This window comes from Streptomyces sp. NPDC032940, from assembly GCF_040636935.1.
Taxonomy (GTDB): domain Bacteria; phylum Actinomycetota; class Actinomycetes; order Streptomycetales; family Streptomycetaceae; genus Streptomyces.
In genome coordinates, this window is record NZ_JBEZVJ010000009.1 from 1 (window position 1) to 17,518 (window position 17,518).

The window sequence follows — 17,518 nt, forward strand, 5'->3', positions numbered from 1 at the left end:
AGTCCTGGCGGCTCCTCCGCAAACTCCGGTGCTCGACCACCCGGATCACCAAACTCGTCCAGGCCGTCCTCACCCTTCATCTGACCAGCTCAGAGTGAGGATGGAAAAGGCTCAGTGCCTTCGTTGCCGTCAATCAGTGCGTATTTGCGGCCAACAGGATGCAGCGCTCACAGCACCTCATCGCGCAGTCTGGGGCCGGCCGTGCCCCTCTCAGCTCGTGGCCCGGTGGCAGAACGCGATGCGCGGAAGAACTCCCGACCTTGCCTGTCCGCGATGAGAGCGGGCGGACGATGTCTGCTTCTTCAGGATGTGGCTTCCACCGGTGGGCGCACCATGTCACCGTAGTATCCACAATCCCCTGAAACCTCACCGAATTCAGGGACATAAATAAATCCCAGCTTGAGCCATACCTCGTACAGCTCCCGGTCCCACGCAGACAACACGATCTCCTGATCGGGCACCCGAGCAAACAGCTCATCGACCAAGGCGCGCGCCACTCCCATTCGCCGGAACTCGGGAGGAACGTAAAGCTCATAAAGCCTGACGTATCCGGACTCGTCGCCTACCGCGCGCTGCAGACTGGAGTGAAGCCATCCCATACACACGCCTTGGTCGGGATCCTCTGCGATCAGGGCATGCAGCGCCTCCGCCAGGGAGGCGGCCCCCTCCTGCTTCTCGACCGTGACCGTCCAGCCCTCGGTGTTTTTGCTCATCCATTTGACGTCGGCTGGATGAGCGTCACGGACTCTGATCTTCATACTTCCTAGCGTACGGCCGGCCCTCTGGTGGGTGTCATGGCCGGGTGGGCCTGACCAAGTGGCCGATCTCTCGTGCAAAGCAGCGATTGAGGCGTGGGCCTATCTCGCAGATTCCCGATGCGGCGTTCGTAGTAGTTACGGGAGTGCGGATCGACGCCCACACGGACATCCCCCGTGACAGTGATGCAGCCGCGGCTTCGCCACAGGCCGGGATCGCCAGTTCAGCTGCCGATGGCCAGCTAGTCGATCCTGTCTCCCGCACTCACTCAACCCGGTCGCACTCGGAGGGGCACGCACCCTCGCACGGACAGACGAGCGCGTGCGATCGCAAATCAGGCACCCGGGAAAGTCACGTCCCTACGGACTGCACGGGGCCGCCGACCGCATCGTGCGCGCCAGCGCGTTCGATCTCACAGAGAAGCCGCACCGGAGTGCTCCGATGCGGCTTCGCCGTCTCACGATCCGCGCAGAGATCCCGTCAGGACGGACCTCGGTGGGGCCTCGCCGTATCACCCTCGTGTCACACCGCAATCACCAACTGGGCAGACCGTCCCGGACCAAGACGCTCTGACCTGCAATTTCCTGCCCGCGCTGGACTGCCGTAGACGCCCCTGGACGGTCTCTACAACCTGTGCCATGTAGCACCGAGGGACGGCCCCATGACGAGGACCGGGGCCTGTTCCGGCCCGTCAAAGCGGTATTGCATGGTGTCGACGTTCTTCTCACTCACCCGTTCACGCTCCCACATCTCACATTCTCTTCGTGAACGGGGGCGGAGCCACTCGCCAGACCTCCCCACGTGTCCGCCGCCGGCCGCAGATCCTCCACATCCGGCTTCACGTACCAGCGCTTCGTGGTCCGGACGTCGGCGTGCCCTGCCCACCGGGCGAGGAGATGGTCCGGGACCCCGTGGTTCGCCAGGTACGTCAGGCAGCTCGCACGTGCGTCGTACAGACGGACCCGACGTAGCCCGCTGCGGTCCATGACCTTGTAGGCCCGCTCACGCAGTTGCCGCCCGTTGAGCGCTCTTCCCCGAGCGTCCACGAGAACGTAGCCGCTGTCTTCGTACCCCTGCCCCGCCGCCGTCTTCTCGGCTGCCTGAGCAGCCCGGAACTCGGTCAAGGCAGCCGCAACCGGAGCCGGCAGCGGGAGCTGCCGCTCACCGGCAAGCGACTTGGCGTCCTTCTCCACCACGATGTCGTTCCCCATGACCGTCCGGGTGTTGGTGATGGACACCGTGGCTTCGCCCAGGTCGACGTCCGCCCAGCGCAGGCCGCAGACCTCCGCCGGCCGAAGACCCATCAGAGCCAGGAGGAACGGTGCCTGCAGGCGGTCACCTGCGATCGCACGAACGAAGGCGCGTACTTCCGTGACGCTCCACGGCGGCACTGCCGCCCTGGCCCTGCGTTCTGCCTTGCGTGCCTTACGGGGAACGGTCACCTCACGTGCGACGTTCACCTCGACCAAGCCCCGTGTCACTGCCCAGTCAAGCGCCTCCTTCAGCCGGGCCAGCGACATCTCGACCGAAGTCGCCCCCAGGCCGGTGCCCGGCCTCCCTCCCCGCCCACGCCCATCCTGGAGCGCCCATCGCATCCATGCCGCCACATGGTCCTCGGTGAGATCCGGGAGCCGGATGTTCCCGAGCCTTCCGCGGACCCGGGCCAGGGTCATGGTGTAGCTGTAGGCAGTGCTCTCCTCGAGATCCTCCGCCTTCATGGACAGCCACTGATCGAGCCACTCGTCCACCGTGACTTGACTGAGCGGCGCACGCGCCGCCTCGTAACGACGATGCACGACGCTCGCGTACCCCGCCTTTGCCTCCCTCAGCGTCCCGAAGGTACGAGTCAACTGCTTACGCTTCCCGGTCACCGGATCAGGGCCTGCATCGACCACGAACCGGTACCGGACCTGCCCCCTGGCATTGGGGGCGAGCTTCTTGATCGGATAAGACAGGACTACTCGCTTTCCTCCAGTCTGGGCGCTTCTCCCGAACTGAGAAGTCGATGGGGCGTCCACGCCCCGAGATTGACAAACCACTCCAAGGGTTGCCGTGATCGCCGGTTTGGCCAACCGGCGATCACGGTCTATGTTCCGCTCGGTTGTGTCCTGCGGCATGGTGTACGTGTTCGACCTGATCCGGAGCTGTATCCGCCAGCGGTCCAGCGTGAGGTGCGCCCTGAGATCGATGCTGCGGACGCCGACGCACACGCCGGGGTCCTGCCCTGGAATCGCCGAGCGCCGCGCCCGGAGCTCAGCTTGGATTGGTCGCCACGATGTCAGGCACGATGTCCAACACCAGGAGCGCCGCCGCCACATGGGTCGGGTTGTCCTCCACCTTGACGGCCGAGAGTTCGTTGGCGCGCGAGACGCGCCGCTCGACGGTGTTTCGGTGGGCGTAGAGGTGGGCGGCCGCCCGGGTGGCGTTGAATCCGCACTGCACGTAGGTGAGGAGCGCCTCCCGCAGTGCCGTGTCAGCCTCGGCCAACGACCCCAACGTGTTAATGACGAACCGACGTGCGCCAGCCCGGTCCTTCGTGAGCGCGTCGATCAGCTCGACGTCGGCGTAAGCCGTGAATCGCCGGTCGGACCCGAGCCGGATGACCAGCGCCTGTGCCGCGAGGGCGTCCTGGTGGCTGGTCCTGAACCCTTGGAGCCCATGCCCCGGCCTTCCCACCGCCACGCGGACCCCGTCAGCAGTCGCCATGACCTGCTCCACGTGGTGAAGGTCCGGGACGGCACCCGCCCCCGAGAGCCAGATCCACCGCGACGTGGCACTGGCGCGTGCCACCAGAGCGGTTCGGCCGGTGGCTGCGGAGCGCACGGCCAGCGTCGCCTCGTCCAGAGCATCGACTTGCTGAGGATCATCGATCCACAACACAAGACCCGTGTGCCACCGCGCCATCCGGTAACGCAGGCGGCCCTCGGCAAGATCCTCCGCCATCGGCGCCCCGCTGGCGATCAGCTGGATCAGTGCGATCCCCTCGGCATCCGCGTTGCCCACCGCAGCGGTCAGGCCGACTTGGCGCAGGGCTGCGACCGAGTCGAGGGCGTACTGCACCATCGACTGCGCCGTGACGTCCAGGACCCCCACGAGAAGGTCGGGGTCGGCGCAGCGCGCCACGCATTCCTCCAGCCACCGCCGCCAGCCGATCCCCAGCGCCACACGCCACGCGCCGGCGAAGTCGGGCGCAATGCCCCGGGAGACGAGATCGTTGATGTAGGCCATGGTTCTCGGGCCGACGTAGGGCTCCACTCGCCGCCCCGGTTGCTGGACGTTCGCGGTCAGCCATTGGACGAGATCGGAGCGGTTGAGTTCCCAATCCTCCTCGACCAGCGAGGCATCGGCGAGGAGGGCGGGATCGTTCTGGGCCACGAGAGAGGGCCTTGCAAAGGTGTCGACCAGAGCGTCCGTTTCCGTCAGCAGGCGCTGGCACAGTGACCTGATCGCGTCAGCGACCTCGCGGGAGGGCGCGGGCCACAGCTCGTCCATGTCTCAGTGTCCCCCTGAATTCGAGGTGCCGACGCCCCCGACATGCCGTGTCACCGGCAGAGGAGTAGCCGGCCGCCGGCATCGGGTCGCCCCCAACGTGCGGCAGCGGCTGCCCGAGACTGCCGTGCACTCGGCAGGCCGGAGAAGCTGAATGCTCATCGTCCGCTCTTTCGCTCGTCAGCGGTCGGCATCGACCTGGCTCATGACATGCTTGCGCGTGTGCTCATCGAGGCGTGCCCCGATTCAGACGCACCCGCTCCGCTCGGCACATCCCGCCACGGTGATGTGAACCCCGACTTCGCCCGTCCGCGGATCCGTGAGGTCGACATCCGCCGCCTCGACAGGCGTGGCCGGGTCTCCGGAGAACAACCGCGCACATGGACTCCAAGAACTGTGGACGTGTTTAGCGTTACTAAACGACGGCAGGTCTATCAGGTCGTCGATGGCGCTGCAAGGGACTCTGCGCCGTTGTCCGGGCAGGGGCACACCAGCTGCCCGTGATGCGCATGCCTTAGCCTCGTGCAACGGAGAGGGCTCGTCTGGGTCGGCCTGTCACCCGACGGGCACACGACCTCGGCCTCGGGACGGGCGGTGAGCGGCGATGTCCATGGATGACAGCAGGAGAGCAGGCGGAGCGGCCAAGGGCTCCGCTGCCTCCGAAGCATCCACCGGCGCGCAGCTGAGGAAGATCAGGCTCAGCCGCGGGTTGTCGTTGACGGAGGTCGCGCACCGGGCAGAGGTCACCAAGGGCTTCCTGAGTCAGTTGGAGCGTGGGCTCACCAGCGTGTCCGTCCCGACGTTGCTGCGCGTCTGCGATGTGCTGCAGATCGGGGTCGGCGAGCTGTTCTCGTACCCCTACGAGGAGGTCGTGGAGGGCGGAAGCCTGATCGACATGGGCGGTGAAGGCGTAGCCGAGTACCTGCTCACGCCCGCCGACACCACGGCCTTCCAGGTCTTCCGATCCGTGATCGAACCAGGCGGAGGCACTGGTGGCTCCTATCGGCTCGACGCCACGATCTTCGCGATGGGGCTGAGTGGCTCGACCCGTCTCATCGTCGGGGGCGAGACCCGGATGCTGTCAGCCGGCGTGTCCACCTCGTTCTCCGGTCAGACGCTTCACCAGTTTGACAACCCGGGTACGTCGGTGAGCGAGGTCCTGTGGGTCCTGTCGCCTCCACTGCTGCGCGTCGCGCGAGGACCCGCCTAGATCCGCTCCTAGACGGCCGGCCGGCGCGCCCGCAGGACGACGGCCTGCACCGCGCCGACCACGGCCGAGAGGGCGACGCACCCACCGATGCCCCACGCACCCCCGGTGGTGCCGACGAGTAGCGGGAAGTTGGCGACCATCAGGTAGGCCACACAGGCCAGGCCGAGGAAGGCCACGGCCGGGGCCACGCTCGTGCGCCACACCGACTGCTGGTCACCGACGCGCCGGAAGTAGCCGATCACCGCGAGACTGGTGGCCGCCATCAGCAGAACGACGCCGAGGGTGGCGGCGCCGGAGAACCACGTGTAGAGGTCGCCGATCGGGTCGAGATCGAGCGCGACGACGACAAGTGTGGTGACGGACGCGACCGCCGAGGCGACAACCGAGGATGACGACGGCGCACGGTGCCGGGGGTGAACGACGCCCAGCAGCGCAGGAATGCCGCCGGACCGGGACAACGCGAACTGGTAGCGCGTCACGACGTTGTGGAAGGCCAGCACGCACGCGAACTGACTGGTAATCAGAAGCACCTGCATCACGTCGGCCCAGACGGACCCGACGTAGCTCCGCGCCAGCGTGAGGACCAGGCCCTCGGGGTCGGCCTTCGCGGCGCCGGTCACCGATTCGACGCCGACACCCACCACGATGGCCCACACGGTGAACGAGTAGAAGACCCCGATCACGAGGATCGCGACGTACGTCGCCCGCGGGACCGTGACATCGGGATCCTTGGTCTCGTTGCGGAACACGGCCGTCGCCTCGAAGCCGATGAACCCGAAGATGGCGAACATGACGCCGAGGCCAAGAGAGCCGTTCCCCACGATGGAAGGTGACAACGGCTCGGCCGTCAGGCCGTGAGCGCCACCATGGCCCAGGATTCCGAAGTCCATGACCAGGAGCAGCAGGGTTTCCAGCACCAGCACGGCACCGAGCACCTTGGCACTCAGCTCGATGTCGCGATAGCCGAGGAAGGCGATGATGCCCAGCGAGACGAATGCCCACAACCACCACGGAGAGCCGACGTCGGTGTACCGTTCGATGACATTGCTCGTCGCGACGCCGACATAGGCATTCACCCCGACGAGAAGCAGAGTGTAGGAGAAGAGCGCGAGGGTCGCGGCCGAGAGGCCGGGTATGCGGCCCAACCCCGCCTGGACGTAGGCGTAGAAGGCGCCCGCGTTGCGCACCCGTCCGGCCATCTGCGTGAAGCCTACGGCGAAGATCAGCAGCATCACGGTGGACAATGCGAAGTACAGCGGCATCCCCGGACTGCCACTCACGGCGAAGGCAAGCGGCACCCCGCCGGCCACGAGTCCGAGCGGTGCCGCTGCAGCGACGACCATGAACACGACCTGCGAAACGCCGAGCCCGCGGTTGAGCGGGTTGCCCGATCCTGCTTCACCGCCAGGTGCTTCGACGTGCCCTGTCTTGGGGAGGTCGGTCATGTCGACCACCTTTCAGCTCACGGGCCGGTTCCGGCTCGTCATGGGTGGATGAATGAGTGCGTGAGGTGGTACGGCCACACGAAGCGGACCGGCGCGGCACCTCAGCAGCAGGGCGAGGGACCCGGCTTCTGCTGCTCCGGCTCAGTTCTGAGAAGTCGTGACCCCGAGCGAGAGCTGGTCTGCTCGTCGCTTCCTCTTGGCCGCGACAGCATGAGTGACAGCGCAATCCGCCTCGGCTCGATGCGTAGGTGGTCCCCGAGGCGCGGAGAAGACGTGACGACAGCGATGCCGGCGCAACCGCGACGAGGTGTTTAGTGCTACTAAACGCGGCAAACGTCTATCACGCCGATGACGGCACCGCAATGGCTGCGGCGAGGCCGGCCTCTGCTGAGGCGACGCCAGGCGTCCTGCGCCTCGAAGAGCCGAACACGTCCTCCACCGAGGTCACTGCCCGGACGTCCACCACCGTATGAGCGCAGCGCTACACCTGCCTGTGCATCCTGCACCGGGCCTGGGCGAAGCAGGTGCTCACTGTCGTTCTCACCTCGGTCGCGGCTCGCGACAGTGAGGTGACCGCCACAGGAACAGCGAGGAAACGTCATGACAGCTGAGGTGTTGGACGCCGTCGAGGAATTCGACGTGGTGATCATCGGAGCCGGCATCTCCGGGATCGGCGCGGCCACCTATTTCAGCCGGGAGCTCCCCGACAAGTCGCTCGCCGTGCTGGAAGCGCGCGACGACATCGGAGGCACTTGGGACCTGTTCCGCTATCCCGGTATCCGCTCGGACTCCGATCTCCACACGTTCGGATACGCATTCAAGCCCTGGCGCCACGAAGCCGCGATCGCCGACGCTCCCCTCATCAAGGACTACCTGCACGAGACCGTCGAGGAGAACGGCCTGGAGCGCGTCCTCAAGCTCGGCCACCGGGTCGTCCGCTCGGAGTGGTCTACGGCGGACTCACGGTGGACCCTCACCGTCCAGACGTCGGACCCCGCCACGGGAGCGACCCGGACCAAGACGATCCACGCGGGATGGGTCTTCGCCGCCACCGGCTACTACCGGTACGACGAGGGATTCTCCCCGGAGTTCCCGGGGCGGGACGACTTCGAGGGCCGGATCGTCCATCCGCAGCACTGGCCGGAGGACCTCGACTACGGCAGCAAGAAGGTCGTCGTCATCGGCAGCGGCGCGACCGCGATCACGCTGGTGCCGGCCATGACCACCGGGGCGGGCGCCGCCCGGCACGTGACGATGCTGCAGCGCACCCCCACCTACGTCATGGCGCTCCCCCGTGTCGACAGGGTCGCCCTGGCGCTCACGAAGCTGCTCGGAGAGGAGCGCGGGTACGCCGTGACGCGGTTCAAGAACATCTGGACCGAACACGCCGTCGTCAAGGGCCTACGGACCTTCCCCAAGGCCGGGCGGGCATTCATCCGGCGCGAGAACGTCAAGCGCCTTCCCAAGGGATTCGACGTCGACAAGCACTTCAACCCGCCGTACAACCCGTGGGACCAACGACTGTGCGTGGCACCGGACGGGGACTTCTTCGACGCGATCAAGGAAGGAAGGGCCTCCGTCGTCACCGACGCCGTGGCGCGTTTCAGTAAGCGCGGAATCGTCCTGGCGTCGGGCGAGGAACTGGAAGCCGACGTCATCATCACCGCCACGGGGCTCAACCTGCGGCTCTTTGACGGCATGCCCATCGTGGTGGACGGGCGCCAGGTCGACATCGCGGACGCGCTCTGTTACCGCGGCATGCTGCTGAGCGGGATCCCGAACTGGGCGATGGCGATCGGATACACCACCTCGTCCTGGACGCTCAAGGTGAGCCTGATGTGTCGCTACTTCATCGACCTGGTCCGGCACATGGACTCCCGCGGATACGACACGGTGGTTCCGGTCGCGCCGTCGGGAACGAACCGCAGGCCCGTCATGGACCTTCAGGCCGGGTACGCCAAGCGCGGCGAGAAGCTCCTGCCCAAGCAGGGCCCCGAGAAGCCCTGGCGGATGGCGATGTCCTACCCCGAGGACGCCAGGGCGCTCCGCGGTCCGGTGGCCGACGAGAACCTCCAGTTCGGCACCCGTCGAACGGCCGCCGCGCAGTCATCCGACGGGAGGCGAGCCACCCATGCCTGAGACGAGCGGCGCCGAGGGCGTCGACCAGTACGCGACCTCGCCGTCCGGGATCAGGATCTGCTTCCGGGACTACGGCGACAAGGCCGCCCCCGCGATGCTGCTCGTCGCGGGACTGGGCGAGGACCTCACCTTCTGGACCGGCTCGTTCGTCGGCTCACTCGTCACCCGCGGCTTCCGGGTCGTCGCGATCGACAACCGCGACGCCGGTCAGTCGACGTTCGTCGCCGCTCCCCCTCCCGGTCTCTGGCGTCAGATCGCGGGGCGTCCGCGCGGCGACGCGTACGCGCTGGCCGACATGGCCCGGGACGGCATCGACGTACTCGACCATCTCGGGATCTCGCGAGTGCACCTGGTGGGGCGGTCAATGGGCGGGATGATCGCGCAAACGATCGCGGCCACGGCGCCCGAGCGTGTTCTGTCACTGACTTCCCTCTACTCGACCACCGGGGCGAGGAAGGTGGGCCAGCCGGCTCTGTCGACGATCCGGCTCCTTGCCGCCCCGCCGGCGAGGACCAGAACCGCGGCGGTCCGTGCCCACCTACGGCTCACCCGGCACATCGCGGGAACGGAACATCCCATCGACGACGCGGCCGAGGCCGCCATCGCGGCGCGCGGGTGGGATCGCAGCGCTGGTGACCTGGCCGCCGGCACCGCGCGCCAGATACAGGCCATCCAGCGCTCCGGAGACCGGACGGCCCAGTTGAGCAAGATCACGGCCCCGACCTTGGTCATCAACGGCGATCGAGACCCGCTGGTCAACCCGAGCGGCGGCGCCGCGACCGTCCAGGCGATCCGCTCGGCCCAGCACGTGGTCATTCCCGGCATGGGCCATCACATTCCCGAGACCCTCGTCGATCCCATCACGAGCTACATCTCGCAGCACGCGAACCGCGTGGGTGAAGGAGGAAACCATGTCCGGATCTCGTGAGCCCCGCGCCAAGGGCACGCCGGTCGACGTCGTGGTCGTCGGTGCCGGCTTCGCCGGTCTGAGCGCTGCCGAGCGGCTGGTGAGCATCGGGCGGTCCGTCGTGGTCGTGGAAGGCCGCGACCGGGTCGGAGGGCGTTCGCTCTCCGGCGAGGTGGCGGGCGTGAAGGTCGACCTCGGAGCGACGTGGGTGGCGCGGCGCCACACCGCCGTCCGAGACCTCGCGAGCCGGGTGGGGTGCACCACGACCGACCAGTTCGCCCAGGGCCGCAACGTGCTGTGGATGGCGGGTCGGCGCCGCACCTACAGCGGCACCATTCCCACGGTCTCCCCCCTTGCCCTCGTGGACATGGCCCGCATGCAGACGGCGGTGAACAAGCTGGTCGCGACCGTCGACGTGAACGCCGCCTGGGAGACGCCCGGGGCCGACCGGCTCGACGCCATCTCGTTCGGTGAGTGGCTCGACCGGAAGAACGCACTGCCCAGCACCCGCGCGCTGATGACCGTCATCAGCAAGGTGCAGTGGGGATGCACTCCGGGAGACGTCTCCTTGCTGCACGCACTGCGCTACATCCGCTCGGCGGGCGGACTCGACCACATGCTGGACGTCGACGGCGGTCAGCAGCAGGACCGGATCGTCGAAACCACCCAGGAGATCGCCCATCGGGTGGCGGAGCGGCTCGGCGACCGCGTGCGCCTGCAGACACCGGTGCGCCGTATCACGCAGGACGACCATGGTCTCACCGTTCGCACCGACTCCGGCGAGATCCACGCCAAGTACGCGGTCGTCACGGCCTCGCCGGCGCACCGCGCCGCCATCGAGTTCGAGCCCGCCCTGCCCGAGCAGGATGAAGGGCTCACGCGAACCTGGCGCATGGGTGTGCTGAGCAAGGCATTCGCGGCCTACGAGAAGCCGTTCTGGCGGGCCGAAGGATTCTCCGGTGAGGCGGTGACGGACACCGGAACCGTGTTCATCACCTTCGACGTGTCTCCCGCCCACAGCGGACCGGGCGTCATGATGGCCTTCTGCGATCCGCGCGTCTTCGACGGCTTCAGCCCTGAGACCCGGCGCGACCGAGTCGTCCGGCAACTCGCCGACCTCTACGGTCCGCAGGCCCGCACCCCCATCGACTACTTGGACCACTGCTGGGGAGCGGAGCCCTTCGCCCCGGGCGGCCCCAACCCCGCTGTCGCCCCCTACGCGACCACGAGCTTCGGCAAGGCGCTGTCCAGGCCCCACGGCCGCATCCACTGGGCCGGCAGCGAAACCGCCGGCGAATGGGCCGGCACGATGAACGGCGCGGTTCTGACCGGCCAGCGCACTGCCGAGAGCATCGCCGCCCTCCTGTCCCGTGACGTCCGAGAGGGGGCGTTGGCATGAAGGAAGCGCTGTTCCTGCTGGCCGACCTGTGGATGATCTTCGCCGGCTATTTCTACGGATGGAAGTTCATCCGCCGCTACGGCAACTACCTCCTCGGCCTCGAGTGGATGGTCGTCGCCACATCGGGCAGCAACTTCCTGCTCTGGTCACTGTCCGGAGCCGACGACGACAGCGTCCTGTACGACCTGGCGTACTTCCTCGACGCCTTCTCCCGGGCGGTCGGCATCACGCTCATCCTGATGATGGGCCTGATGAAGGTCACCCATCGCTACAAGCCGAGCCTCGGCGTCGACGTCGCCGTGTTCGGAGTCGCGATCGTGGCCGGCCTCTTCCTCCGGCAGTTCCACGGTGCGGACCTCCACACCGACCGCGCCGCGTTCTGGGTCGCCGTCTTCTACGTGGTCGCCAACCTCCTCACAGCGGTCTTCCTCGCGTACTTCGCGAAACGGCTCTGGAACGCGGGCGCGAAGCGGCCCGCGATCTGGACGGGCCTGGTCACGGCCGCAGGAACAACCATCGCGTTGACCTACGACTTCTTCCCCCTGCCCTTCGACGACGCGGACCGCACGATCTTCTACACCGCCGCACTGGCGACGTGGGGCACCCAGGGATTCATCTACTTCCGCGCCTACCGCGCGCTGCACGACCACAACGCGGCTCTCGACGCGAACCCGGTCCGCACGACCGGAACCCTCGCATGAACCCCGACAACGAAGAAGGAGTCAGCATGGCCAAGAGGCACGTGTACGCGGTGGTCGACCCCGCCAGCGGCAAGCTGGTCAAGGAGTACCCGACCGCCACGGACGAGGCCGTCGCGGGGGCCGTCGACGCGGCGGCGGAAGCCTACGCGCAGTGGTCGAGGCGGAATTCCGTGGAACAGCGCGCCCAGCTGCTGAACGCCATCGCCTCCCTCCACGACGAGCGCAGCGCGCAGCTTGCCGGGATCATCCACCGGGAGATGGGCAAGCCGGTGGACGAGGCCGTCGCGGAGGTCGAGTTCAGCGCCTCGATCTACAGGTACTACGCGGAGAACGCGGAGAAGTTCCTCGCTGACGAACCGATCGAGCTCCTCGAAGGGGAGGGCACCGCTTTCGTCCGTCGCCAGCCGGTCGGCGTGTTGCTGGGGATCATGCCCTGGAACTACCCGTACTACCAGGTGGCCCGGTTCGCCGCGCCCAACCTCGCGCTGGGCAACACCATCGTGCTCAAGCACGCGTCGCAGTGCCCGGAGTCGTCCGCGGCTCTCCAGCAGCTGTTCACGGACGCGGGCTTCCCCCAGGGCTGTTACGTCAATGTCCACGCCACCGGCGAGCAGATCGGTCGCGCCATCGCCGACCCCCGCGTGCGGGGCGTCTCCTTCACCGGTTCGGAGCGGGCCGGCGCGCAGGTCGCCGAGAAGGCCGGGCGCAACCTCAAGAAGGTGGTGCTCGAACTGGGCGGCTCCGACCCCTTCATCGTCCTGGCGACCGACGACCTCGACGCCACGGTCCAGGCGGCGGTCGAGACGCGGTTCGAGAACACCGGCCAGGCGTGCAACGCTGGGAAGCGCTTCATCGTCGCCGAGAACCTCTACGACGCCTTCCTCGACAAGTTCACCGAGAAGGTGCTCGCCCTGACCGACGGTCTGACACCGCTCTCCTCGGTCGCCGCCGCCGAGTACGTCGAGGAACAGGTCGAGCGAGCCGTCGCCGACGGGGCGACCTTCGTCTCCGCACGGCAGCGCGAGGGGGCGTACTTCCCGCCCGGCGTTCTGACGGGCGTCTCGCCGACGTCGCCGTCGGCCGCCGAGGAGCTCTTCGGGCCTGTCGCGACCGTCTACCGGGTCGGCTCCGAGGACGAGGCCGTCGAGCTGGCGAACGAAACCCCATACGGACTGGGCTCCTACGTGTTCACGACGGACGCCGAGCAGGCGCTGCGCGTCGCCGACAGGATCGACGCCGGCATGGTCTTCATCAACGGCGTCGGCCTCGAAGGCGCGGAACTGCCCTTCGGCGGGGTCAAGCGGTCCGGCTTCGGCCGCGAACTGGGCCGGGCCGGAATCGACGAGTTCGCCAACAAGAAGCTCATCCGCACCGCCCGGACGTGATCGCCGCACCGCGCAGAAGGAAACCCACCATGACCATCGAATTCGACGCCGCTGTCTTCAGGACGCCGAACGAACCACTGACCGTCGAACGAGTGACCCTTCCCTCGACGCCTCCGCCCGGCGAGGTCCTCGTGCGGCTCAGAGCGAGCGGAGTGTGCCACAGCGACCTGCACGTGCTCCTGGGCGAATGGGAAGTTCCCTCGCCGATGATCCTCGGCCATGAAGGGTCCGGGATCGTCGAGAGCGTCGGCGAAGGTGTCACGACGCTGAAGAAGGGCGACCACGTCGTGCTGTCGTGGACGCCTTCATGTCGCCGCTGCCGCTACTGCATCAGCGGCAGACCCGTCCTGTGTGACATGGTCAGCCGGCACTCGGCGAACCACCTTTCGTTCGACGGCCGTACCCGGATCACGTCCGTGGACGAGGGCGACGTCTACAGCTTCGCGGGCCTCGGAACGTTCGGCCAGTACACCCTCATACCCGAATCGGCCGCGATCGCCATCCGGGACGATGCCCCGTTCCCGCAGTCGGCCTTGGTCGGATGCGCCGTCACGACCGGCGTCGGTGCGGCCGTCAACACCGCCGGCGTGCGGCCGAGCGACACCGTGCTGGTCCTCGGCTGCGGAGGCGTCGGGCTGAACGCGATCCAGGGGGCCCGGCTCGGCGGCGCGCGGAAGATCATCGCCGCGGACATCTCCGACGAGAAGCTCGAGCAGGCACGCGTCTTCGGTGCGACCGACCTGATCAACAACGCCCGTGAAGATTTCGTCGACAGGGTGCAGCAACTCACCGACGGACGCGGCGTGGAGATCGCCATCGAGGCCATCGGGCTGCCCCGCACCATCGAGTCGGCCTACGAGGTCCTGGCCCGAGGCGGCACGGCGGTAGTCGCCGGGCAAGTGGCGGACGGCATGAGGATCTCCATCGACCCCTTCGTCATGTCCGATCAGGAACTGTCGCTCATCGGCTCGAACTACGGCTCCAGCAAGCCGGATTTCGACTTCCCCATGCTGATCGACCACTACATGAAAAACCGCATCGACCTGGACTCCCTCGTGACGAGCGTGATCGGTCTCCAGGACATCAACGAGGCGTTCGACCAGATGAAGCGCGGCATCGGCATCCGCTCGGTGATCACGTACTGAAAGGCAGGGGCGATCTCATGGCCCTGGAATCATCACGCTCGGCTTTCGAGCGAGCCCGCCGCAGCGTCGGCGGAGGTGTGGGGTCGGGCCTGCGCGCCGCGATGCCTCCCCACCCGCTCTTCGTGCGGGAGGCGCGGGGCGCGTACGTCTGGGACCTGGACGGCGACCGGTACGTCGACTACGTGATGGCCTGGGGCCCGCTCGTCCTCGGTCACGGCGACCCGCGCGTGGTGTCCGAGGTGTCCGAGGTCGCGGCGAAGATGCAGGTCGTCGGCACCGGCCACCCGCTCGAGTATCTCGCGGCGGAAGCGGTTCTCGAGGCCGTGCCGCACGGCGAGCGACTGCTGTGGAGCAACACGGGGACCGAAGCGGTGCAGGTGGCGCTGCGCCTCGCGCGAGCCGCCACCGGGCGGCGCCGCGTCCTCAAGTTCGCCAAGAGTTACCACGGCTGGCACGACACCGTGTACGCCGGGATGTCCGAGGACGACTGCGACCGCCCCGCCACCCCTGGCGGACCGGGACAGTCGGCCAGTGTTCTGGACGATCTGGTCGTGGCGCGTTTCAACGACGTACAGCTGGCCGAGCGCCTGCTGAGCGAGTCCGCCGAGCGCGACATCGCGGCCGTGCTGGTCGACCCGGTGATGAGCAACGCGGGCGTCGAAGCACCCTCATCGCAGTTTCTGTCGACCCTGCGAGCCCTCTGCGACCGGCACGGCGTCGTCCTCGTCTTCGACGAGGTGATCGCCGGATTCCGGATCGCCCGGGGAGGGGCGGCCGAGAAGTATGGTGTGCTGCCCGACCTGTCCGTCTTCGGGAAGGCGATGGCCGGCGGCTTCACCCAGAGCGCCGTCGTCGGCCGGGCCGAACTGGTCGATCAGGTGACGGCCGGCGTCGTGCACGCCGGAACCTTCAACGCCAACCCGGTCGCACTGGCGGCCGTCGCGGCGACGATGCGCGCCCTGGCCGATCCCTCGGTCTACGAGCTGCTCGAACGGACCTCGTCCGAGTTCGAAGCTCTCGTCGGCGGCGCTCTCGGTTCATCTGCCGACTTCGGCCGCTTCAACCGGGTCGGCTCGCTCCTCCAGTACGTCCCCGCCGGTGGATCCACCGGACTCCACGGGACCAGCGGGCTCTGGACCGTGATCCTCGAAGAGATGCTGCGTCAAGGCTTCCTGTTCATGCCGTCCGGCAAGGTCTTCATCAGCACGGCACACACCACCGCCGATATCGAGGCGACGGCCGAGGCCCTCGACCGGCTGCTGCGGCGGCTGTGACGTCCGCTTCCAGCCGCGCGCAATCCCCAACCGCTCCGGGCCAGGCCGCGTGTTCTGTTCCCCCGCGGCCTGGCCCGGTCCACCTTCCCGGAAGACACCATGTTGAACCTCTCGACCCTGCTCGAGGACTCCGCCCGCACACACCCGAACCGGGACGCCGTCGTCCTCGGCACGACGCGACTCACCTACGATCAGGTCGAGGCAGCCGCCAACCGGGTCGCCAACCTTTTGGTCGACCGGGGCATCTGGCCCGGCGACAAGGTCGCGATCAGTTGCCCGAACGTGCCCTACTTCCCGATCGTCTACTACGGGATTCTCAAGGCCGGCGCCGTCGTCGTACCACTCAACATCCTGCTCAAGAGCCGGGAGATCGCCTATCATCTCGCCGACTCGGGGGCGAAGGCGTACTTCTGCTTCGAGGGTGATGCCGGCCTGCCGATGGGCGCGGAGGGACACGCCGGATTCAGCGAGACCCCGGGCTGCGAGCACTTCTTCCTCGTCACCGCCAGCCCCGAGGCGGAAAGCCCGATCGAGGGCGTCGAGACCATGGGCGCCGCGCTGCAAGGTACTGCGACGACGTTCGACAGCATCGCGACGTCGGGGGACGACCCGGCCGTGCTCCTCTACACGAGCGGTACGACAGGACAGGCGAAGGGCGCCGAACTCAGCCACGCCAACCTCGTTCTCAACGCCCTGGCGTGCAACCGGCTGCTGGAGAACCGGCCCGCCCTGGACACCCACCTGGTCGTGTTGCCGCTGTTCCACTCCTTCGGCGCGACCGTGCAGATGAACGCCGGCTTCTCGACGGCGAGCACACTGGTGCTGCTGCCGCGGTTCGACGCCCGGCAGGCGGTGTCCCTGATGCGGCAGGAGGACATCACCTTCTTCGCGGGCGTCCCCACTATGTGGTGGGGCCTGCTGCAGGCGCTCACCGACGACGTCGACGTCGAGCGGATCGCCAGGAACCTGCGCGTCGGTGTCTCCGGGGGTGCCTCGCTCCCCGCCGATCTCATCAAGCAGGTCAGGGAGCGACTGGGCGTCCAGGTCCTGGAGGGCTACGGCCTCTCCGAGACCTCTCCGGTGGTGACCTTCAGCGATCCGGCGCGAGAGCCCCGGCCCGGCTCCATCGGTGTGCCGATCTGGGGCGTGGAGGTCAAGCTCGTCACGCCGGACTGGTCGGAGGTCGAGGACGACGGCACAGGGAGTGCCATCGGCGAGATCGCGGTCAAGGGCCACAACGTCATGAAGGGCTACCACGGCCGCCCCGAGGCCACCGCCGATGCCATCAGGGACGGCTGGTTCCGCACCGGTGACCTGGCCCGCAGGGACGAGGACGGCTTCTACTACATCGTCGACCGGGCGAAGGACCTGATCATCCGTGGTGGCTTCAACGTCTACCCGCGCGAGATCGAGGAGGTCCTGATGACGCACCCCGCGATCAGCCTGGCCGCGGTCGTCGGCGTGCCGCACGAAAGCCACGGTGAGGAGATCAAGGCGTTCGTCATCCTCGACCGCGGCGCCCAGGCCCGTCCCGACGAGCTGATCGCCTGGGGCAGGGAGCAGATGGCCGGCTACAAGTACCCGCGCATCGTGGAGATCGTGCAGACCCTGCCGATGACGTCCACCGGAAAGATCCTCAAGCGCGAACTCACGTGACCGGCACGCCAC

13 protein-coding genes and 1 pseudogene are annotated in these 17,518 nt (G+C 67.6%); 10 read left to right on the top strand and 4 right to left on the bottom strand.

The genetic code is table 11. The annotated features are described in order from the left end of the window. Window positions 1–98 (top strand): annotated as a pseudogene (locus AB0E77_RS14195) (IS5/IS1182 family transposase); the annotation flags it as partial. A gap of 204 nt (window positions 99–302) precedes the next feature. Here the strand turns inward: AB0E77_RS14195 and AB0E77_RS14200 are convergent. The 3 genes from AB0E77_RS14200 to AB0E77_RS14210 form a co-directional block, all read right to left on the bottom strand. Further along, window positions 303–758, bottom strand: coding sequence for a GNAT family N-acetyltransferase (locus AB0E77_RS14200; RefSeq protein WP_361569656.1), 456 nt, complete (start codon window positions 756–758; stop codon window positions 303–305). A 726-nt stretch (window positions 759–1,484) separates the two neighbouring features. Further along, window positions 1,485–2,966 carry a tyrosine-type recombinase/integrase gene (locus AB0E77_RS14205; RefSeq protein WP_361569657.1) on the bottom strand — a complete coding sequence of 494 codons (1,482 nt, stop codon included), beginning with the start codon at window positions 2,964–2,966 and terminating at the stop codon, window positions 1,485–1,487. A 43-nt stretch (window positions 2,967–3,009) separates the two neighbouring features. Beyond that, the gene (locus tag AB0E77_RS14210) at window positions 3,010–4,248 is read right to left on the bottom strand and encodes a helix-turn-helix domain-containing protein (RefSeq protein ID WP_361569659.1); all 1,239 of its coding nucleotides are present in this window, start codon (window positions 4,246–4,248) and stop codon (window positions 3,010–3,012) included. Between the two features lie 607 nt (window positions 4,249–4,855). Here AB0E77_RS14210 and AB0E77_RS14215 point away from each other — a divergent pair. Beyond that, window positions 4,856–5,455 (top strand): helix-turn-helix domain-containing protein, encoded by a 600-nt coding sequence (locus AB0E77_RS14215; RefSeq protein ID WP_361569661.1) that lies wholly within the window; start codon window positions 4,856–4,858, stop codon window positions 5,453–5,455. Window positions 5,456–5,463: 8 nt separating this feature from the next. Here the strand turns inward: AB0E77_RS14215 and AB0E77_RS14220 are convergent, their stop codons facing one another. Then, window positions 5,464–6,900: an APC family permease gene (locus AB0E77_RS14220; RefSeq protein WP_361569663.1), complete on the bottom strand. Its 1,437-nt coding sequence runs from the start codon at window positions 6,898–6,900 to the stop codon at window positions 5,464–5,466. Between the two features lie 600 nt (window positions 6,901–7,500). Between AB0E77_RS14220 and AB0E77_RS14225 the strand changes: the two genes are divergently transcribed. From AB0E77_RS14225 to AB0E77_RS14260, 8 genes are all read left to right on the top strand, one after another. Continuing rightward, the gene (locus AB0E77_RS14225; protein ID WP_361569665.1) at window positions 7,501–9,039 is read left to right on the top strand and encodes an NAD(P)/FAD-dependent oxidoreductase; all 1,539 of its coding nucleotides are present in this window, start codon (window positions 7,501–7,503) and stop codon (window positions 9,037–9,039) included. After that, complete coding sequence (locus AB0E77_RS14230) at window positions 9,032–9,967, top strand: alpha/beta hydrolase (protein ID WP_361569667.1); 936 nt, start codon at window positions 9,032–9,034, stop codon at window positions 9,965–9,967. The genes AB0E77_RS14225 and AB0E77_RS14230 overlap by 8 nt, the downstream gene beginning before the upstream one ends. Continuing rightward, on the top strand, window positions 9,951–11,345 hold the full coding sequence (locus AB0E77_RS14235; RefSeq protein ID WP_361569668.1) for a flavin monoamine oxidase family protein: 1,395 nt from the start codon (window positions 9,951–9,953) through the stop codon (window positions 11,343–11,345). The genes AB0E77_RS14230 and AB0E77_RS14235 overlap by 17 nt, the downstream gene beginning before the upstream one ends. Then, on the top strand, window positions 11,342–12,046 hold the full coding sequence (locus AB0E77_RS14240; RefSeq protein ID WP_361569670.1) for a transporter: 705 nt from the start codon (window positions 11,342–11,344) through the stop codon (window positions 12,044–12,046). The genes AB0E77_RS14235 and AB0E77_RS14240 overlap by 4 nt, the downstream gene beginning before the upstream one ends. A gap of 26 nt (window positions 12,047–12,072) precedes the next feature. Continuing rightward, window positions 12,073–13,431, top strand: a complete 1,359-nt coding sequence (locus AB0E77_RS14245) for an NAD-dependent succinate-semialdehyde dehydrogenase (protein ID WP_361569671.1) — start codon at window positions 12,073–12,075, stop codon at window positions 13,429–13,431. Next, entirely contained in the window at window positions 13,428–14,576 is a 1,149-nt protein-coding gene (locus AB0E77_RS14250; protein ID WP_361569672.1) for a Zn-dependent alcohol dehydrogenase, read from the top strand. The genes AB0E77_RS14245 and AB0E77_RS14250 overlap by 4 nt, the downstream gene beginning before the upstream one ends. A 17-nt stretch (window positions 14,577–14,593) precedes the next feature. Beyond that, window positions 14,594–15,850, top strand: a complete 1,257-nt coding sequence (locus tag AB0E77_RS14255; protein ID WP_361569674.1) for an aminotransferase class III-fold pyridoxal phosphate-dependent enzyme — start codon at window positions 14,594–14,596, stop codon at window positions 15,848–15,850. A 99-nt stretch (window positions 15,851–15,949) separates the two neighbouring features. Further along, window positions 15,950–17,506: a long-chain fatty acid--CoA ligase gene (locus tag AB0E77_RS14260; RefSeq protein WP_361569675.1), complete on the top strand. Its 1,557-nt coding sequence runs from the start codon at window positions 15,950–15,952 to the stop codon at window positions 17,504–17,506. The last annotated feature ends 12 nt before the right edge of the window (window positions 17,507–17,518 follow it).